This is a genomic window from Schaalia naturae (assembly GCF_042665795.1).
In the GTDB taxonomy this organism is placed as follows: domain Bacteria; phylum Actinomycetota; class Actinomycetes; order Actinomycetales; family Actinomycetaceae; genus Pauljensenia; species Pauljensenia naturae.
On sequence record NZ_JBHTEF010000016.1, the window covers coordinates 1 to 2,025 of the forward strand.

At 43.4% G+C, this 2,025-nt stretch carries 3 protein-coding genes and 2 pseudogenes; all 5 read right to left on the reverse strand.

What is annotated here, in order from left to right:
• The coding region (locus tag ACFQWG_RS14240; RefSeq protein ID WP_380976541.1) for a HisA/HisF-related TIM barrel protein at positions 1 to 271 on the reverse strand (271 nt) is incomplete at its 3' end.
• Positions 261 to 982 (reverse strand): annotated as a pseudogene (locus ACFQWG_RS14245) (1-(5-phosphoribosyl)-5-[(5-phosphoribosylamino)methylideneamino]imidazole-4-carboxamide isomerase). The gene ACFQWG_RS14240 and the pseudogene ACFQWG_RS14245, both read right to left, overlap by 11 nt.
• Positions 979 to 1,353 (reverse strand): annotated as a pseudogene (hisH, locus tag ACFQWG_RS14250) (imidazole glycerol phosphate synthase subunit HisH); the annotation flags it as partial. The pseudogenes ACFQWG_RS14245 and hisH, both read right to left, overlap by 4 nt.
• On the reverse strand, positions 1,346 to 1,504 hold the full coding sequence (locus tag ACFQWG_RS14255) for a glutamine amidotransferase-related protein (RefSeq protein WP_380976543.1): 159 nt from the start codon (positions 1,502 to 1,504) through the stop codon (positions 1,346 to 1,348). The pseudogene hisH and the gene ACFQWG_RS14255, both read right to left, overlap by 8 nt.
• Positions 1,505 to 1,615: 111 nt before the next feature.
• Positions 1,616 to 2,025: imidazoleglycerol-phosphate dehydratase (locus tag ACFQWG_RS14260; protein ID WP_380976545.1), on the reverse strand; the 410-nt coding region annotated here is incomplete at its 5' end.

The window sequence follows — 2,025 nt, forward strand, 5'->3', positions numbered from 1 at the left end:
AGTCAGATACCTCATTAATTCCACCGCCAACAGTTAGAGGGATAAAAACTTCTGAAGCGACACCTTTTAAAATATCAGTGAACAAGCCGCGTTCCTCTGCTGAAGCTGTAATATCATAAAAAACCAGCTCATCTGCTCCTTGTTCATTGTAAAAACGAGCTAAAGTCACGGGATCATTGACATCCTGCAAACCAGCAAAATTCACACCTTTAACCACACGCCCATCTCGAACATCTAAACATGGTACGATTTCTTTGCGATCATTGGTCATCCTCCTCACCGACTGCTAAAACATCCTCTAGCTTTAAGCTACCATTGTATAGTGATTTTCCGACAATCGCACTGGAAATTCCCAACTGCTTCAAGCCTTCAATATCCTTTAGTGATGCGACACCGCCAGAAGCCACAATTTCAATATTCAACTGATTGAGCTTTTCATATAGTGGCAGATTGATTCCCTCACCAGTACCATCACGAGAGATTTCAGTAAAGATAATCGTTTCAGCGCCCCATTCAACAAGTTGCTGACAAAATTCAAACGCATCTGTCTCCGTTTTTTCCAGCCAGCCTTCGACTGCGACCTTCTCATCTTTCGCATCGACACCGATCGCGATTTTACTTCCGTACTTTTTCAGCATCGCTTGGGTAAACTCAGGGTCCTTTTGTGCGATCGTCCCAAGTATAACTCGATCGACACCTGCGGATAAGCAATGCTCGATGGTTTCTTCATCACGGATTCCACCGCCAACCTCCACAAATAAATTCGTGTTTTCAACGATTTTTTTAGCGATTCCAAAATAGTGCAGCTTTCCGGCCTTAGCGCCGTCCAAATCAACAAGATGCAGATACTTAGCACCCGCTTTTTCAAAAGATTAGCAAAAGCCACTGGATCATCACCAAATACCTCTTTTTGCTGATAATCACCTTGATATAAGCGCACAACTTTCTCATCTAAAAGATCAATTGCTGGGAAAATTTTCATACTGGTACCTCCGTAAATGCCTTTAGAATATTCAAGCCGACTTCTCCACTTTTTTCTGGGTGGAATTGGGTACCGAAGACATTTTTATTTTGTACGATCCCTGGGATAGAGAGTCCATATTCGCTGTCGGCGACCAGATGCTCTTGACAATCCGTTGCAAAGTAGCTATGAACATAATAGACAAAATCATTAGGACCCAATGATTTAACCAACGGACACTCTGTATTTCGTATATCTAGCTTGTTCCAACCAATCTGTGGAACCTTTAGATCGATATCTGCTTGATCAAATGCTTCACGCATTGAGACAATTCGCCCAGGAATCAAGCCTAAACCAGGATGCTCTCCAAACTCTTCACTTTTATCAAATAAGAGCTCGCATCCCTAAGCAAATCCCAAGAAATGGCTTGCCAGAAGCTGCCAGCTCCTGAATCGGCTCAACTAAAGACAATTCTTCTAGTTTCTTTCGTGCATCGCCAAATGCTCCAACCCCCGGTAAAATGATTCGATTGGCCGCTTTCAATTCATTTAATGAACGTGTAATCTGACATTTACTCCCAAATACTCCGATGAGCGCGACAAACTAAAGAGATTGCCGACACCATAATCAATAATTGCTAGCATAGGCTTCCCCTTAATTGATCGTTCCTTTTGTTGATGGAATCTCATCTGGTGCTAATTGATTGATTGCTACCGCATCACCTAACGCTCTTCCAAAACCTTTGAAACAGGCTTCCACGATGTGGTGGCTATTCTTACCAGCAATTTGGTGCAGATGAATCGTCGCACCTAGTTCTCGGGCAAAAGCGATAAAGAATTCCTCAACTAACTCAGTATCAAATTGCGAACCGATTTTTTCGCTGGGAATATCCAGCTCGACCACAGCCATCCCACGTCCGCTGATATCAATCGCTGACATCACTAAAGCTTCATCCATCGGTAATAGCATACTGCCATAACGTTTGATGCCTCGACGTTCGCCAAGACTTTCAGAAAAAGCTCGACCAATCGCGATCGCCACATCCTCAGTCGTGTGGTGAGCAT